We start from the raw sequence: 3267 nt of genomic DNA on the forward strand, positions 1-3267 counted from the left end.
TCCTGTTCGCCTCACCGGCATCCATTTCGGTAACGGAATTGTCGGAGTATGTCCGGGGTGGACGTCCTGACCTGCCGATGAGCGCGTCCGTACCATTGCCACGCGCCCGTAATCGGGCCCCGATGGGTAATCGCACGACATCGGCGAAGCAAGTGGCAAAGCTGAGCCCGGGGACCGGCGTTGTTCTATCGATCGGTGAAGGCGCCTGCGCGGGCGGCGGTGGCAGCGCTGCGGGCGACAAGCTCGGGAAGGTGCGCGTCGGCCGCCGCCCGTAGAAGTACCAGCTCGTGATACAGCGGGGCGGTTGCGGCGATGAGCAGCCGGCGCGCATCGGTGCCCGCCGGTATCTCACCGCGTTCGGCGGCGCGCCGCGCGATGTCGGCGCAGCGGTCGTACCGGTCGGCCCAGAAGGCGCGTAGGGCCTCGGCGGCCTGCTCGGACCGGAACGACGCCGCGATCAGCGCGACGGTCACCGGGTTGGCGGTGAGTGCGGCATAAACCTCGTGGTTGACCGCGACCAGGTCACCCTCGAGCGAACCCGTGTCGGGCGGGCGCCACGCGTCGTCGCTCGCCTCGTCCAAGACGTCGACCAGCAGGCCACCGACATCCCGCCAGCGCCGGTACACCGTCGTGCGGTGTACGCCCGAGCGCTCGGCCACCACGTCGATGCTCATGGAGTCGTAGCCGTGCTGCACCAACTGGGCGAGCGCGGCGTCGAGCACGCGGCGACGGACCGCTGCGCTGCGCCCGCCAGGGCGGCGTGCGCGGCCGGTCACGGACTCCTCGGGAAGATCGCTTGTCGGTCGGGGCGACGCCATGCCACGATGCTATCGCTACAAAAGTAGATTTAACCAGGGAGGATTTCCTTGACACCCGACCCAACGGCCCTTCACCCGGTGGCGGCGCATCCACGTGTGGTGTTTCTCAAGGCGCTGGTCACCTTCCCCAAGATCACCGTCGGGGACTACACGTACTACGACGATCCCGACGACGCGACCGGCTTCGAGCGGCACAACGTGCTCTACGGCTACGGACCGGAACAGCTGATCATCGGCAAGTTCTGCGCGATAGCGGCAGGAACCCGGTTCCTGATGGCCGGCGGCGACCACCCGGTCATGGGCCCGTCCACCTACCCGTTCACCCTCTTCGGCGGCGAATGGGCCGAACGGACCCTCGATGCCGTGAGCGCCATGCCCAGCCGCGGCGACACCATCATCGGCAACGATGTGTGGTTCGGCTACCGGGCCACTGTCATGCCGGGGGTACGCATCGGCGACGGGGCGATCATCGCGGCCGGCGCGGTAGTCACCACCGACGTCCCGGCCTACACGATCGTCGGCGGGAATCCAGCCCGACCGATCCGGCAACGCTTCAGCGACCAAGACATCCACCGGCTGCTCCGCGCCGCGTGGTGGGACTGGCCCGCCGACCTGATCAACCAGCACTGCCGCACCCTCATGACCGGCACACCGGCCGAGATCGAACGCATCGCCATCGAGAACGGACTGGAGCAAGCCCCATGAAATCCGCGTTCATTCAGGAACACGCAGTGGCCGACGCCGGCCGCGGTCTGTACGCCGTCACCACCGGACCCGACGGCGCGCTGTGGTTCACCGAGTCTCGGGCCCACCGCATCGGCAGAATCACCACCGACGGCGCGATCACCCGATTCCCCGTGCCCAGCCGCAACGGCGGACCGTACGGCATCGCCCCCGGGCCCGACGGCGCCCTGTGGTTCACCGAGATGAACGCCAATCGAATCGGCCGGATCACCACCGGCGGCGAGACCACCGATTTCCCGCTCCCGGTCACCGGCGCCTACCCCTCGGCCATCACCGCCGGCACCGACGGCGGCATGTGGTTCACGATGAACCAGGCGAACGCGATCGGCCGGATCGACACGGACGGCACCATCACCACGCACCCGCTGCCGACAGAAGCCGCCGCCCCCGTTGGAATCACCGCCGGCCCCGACGGCGCAGTCTGGTTCGTCGAGATCGCCGCCGGCCAGATCGGGCGGATCACCCCCGACGGCACGATCGACGAGTTTCCGCTACCGGACCGCACCGGCCGGCCCCACGCCATCACCACCAGCGACAACGGCGACCTATGGTTCACCGAGTGGGGAGGCAACCGGGTCGGCTCCATCACCACAGACGGGAAGATCGAAGTCCATGACCTGCCCACCCCCCGCTCCGAGCCACACGGCATCACCCTCGGACCCGACGGCGCCCTGTGGACAGCATTGGAAAACGGCACCCTGGCCCGCATCAGCACCCCTGGTCGCTAATGGCGGCCACGTCGGATCGGCCGTTCGGGCTGGCAATCCGCTTGATCGTGTGTACGCATCTGCCGCCGACCGGGCATGTAAGCGCCAGGGCTCCCATCACCTGCGGTAGCCGCCAGCGACCGCGTCCAGGTGTGAGGACATCCGGTCGTAGCCGAGATGAGGGAGGCGTTCGGGTGGTGAGTCATCGCAGTGCTGCTGCGAGTTCGGCGGCGTTGTCGAACGCGGGTGCCGCCCTTTCGGATTCGTCTTCCGTGAGCGTGACGGACTGGGCGCGGGCCAGCATCTCGGCCGCAGTCTGTGGATCGTGCAGCACCATCGCGAGTTCGGCGCGGTAGACCAGGACCTCTACCTGCTCGACCGGGTCGTCGTCGGCTTGCGGGCGGGCCAACGCGCTGTCGAGGATCCGAACGGCCTGTCCGGCGTTTCCCCTGGAATCGGCCTGTACGACAGCATTCGCTAGGGCCTTGGCCAGCCGCCCGGCAGGTGTGGTGGCCGGCATGGGCGCGGTGGCGGTGTCCCGAAAGACGCGGATCCAGTTGCCGCCCGGGTCGATGACGCTGAACCCGCCCAACCCGTCGGCGTTCTTCCGTGCCCGAGGCCGGGTCATCCGCGGCGTTCCGGACACCAGTACCTTGCCGTACGCGGCGCGCATTCCTGCTGCGAATGCCCCGTGTAGTCCCTCGATGTCCGCGGTGAGTACGAGACAGGAGCCATAGGACTGCTCCGGGTCAAATCCGGGGATCTCGAAGAACTGTAGATGCAGGTCTTCCCGCTGCACCGCCACAAACGCGTTGGGCTTGCGCTGCTTGTAAGTGGTGCGGAAACCGAGAACTCCGTAGAAGGTTTCGATGCCGTCAATGGATGCACACGGCAGCAGGGGAACGGTCCGCTCGTTGGTCATGCCCCCTTCCTAAACGTCGCAGGGTGTCCGTCGCACATGGAAATAGCCGATCATCATTTTTGGCCATCCGATCGGC

The 3267-nt window shown here is 67.5% G+C and carries 4 protein-coding genes; 2 read left to right on the forward strand and 2 right to left on the reverse strand.

Annotation, left to right across the window (positions count from 1 at the left end; all coding sequences use genetic code 11):
• Positions 1–185: 185 nt before the first annotated feature.
• Complete coding sequence (locus Vqi01_RS30060) at positions 186–722, reverse strand: TetR/AcrR family transcriptional regulator (protein WP_204038512.1); 537 nt, start codon at positions 720–722, stop codon at positions 186–188.
• 138 nt (positions 723–860) lie between these two features.
• On the opposite strand from Vqi01_RS30060, the gene Vqi01_RS30065 reads away from it, so the two are divergent.
• Both Vqi01_RS30065 and Vqi01_RS30070 read left to right on the forward strand, forming a co-directional pair.
• The gene (locus Vqi01_RS30065) at positions 861–1523 is read left to right on the forward strand and encodes a CatB-related O-acetyltransferase (RefSeq protein ID WP_204038513.1); all 663 of its coding nucleotides are present in this window, start codon (positions 861–863) and stop codon (positions 1521–1523) included.
• The gene (locus Vqi01_RS30070) at positions 1520–2290 is read left to right on the forward strand and encodes a Vgb family protein (RefSeq protein WP_204038510.1); all 771 of its coding nucleotides are present in this window, start codon (positions 1520–1522) and stop codon (positions 2288–2290) included. Before Vqi01_RS30065 ends, Vqi01_RS30070 begins: the two co-directional genes overlap by 4 nt.
• Positions 2291–2471: 181 nt before the next feature.
• Here the strand turns inward: Vqi01_RS30070 and Vqi01_RS30075 are convergent, their stop codons facing one another.
• Positions 2472–3191, reverse strand: a complete 720-nt coding sequence (locus tag Vqi01_RS30075; RefSeq protein WP_204038511.1) for a DUF8817 family protein — start codon at positions 3189–3191, stop codon at positions 2472–2474.
• Between the last annotated feature and the right edge of the window lie 76 nt (positions 3192–3267).

It is taken from the genome of Micromonospora qiuiae, from assembly GCF_016863555.1.
Lineage (GTDB): Bacteria > Actinomycetota > Actinomycetes > Mycobacteriales > Micromonosporaceae > Micromonospora > Micromonospora qiuiae.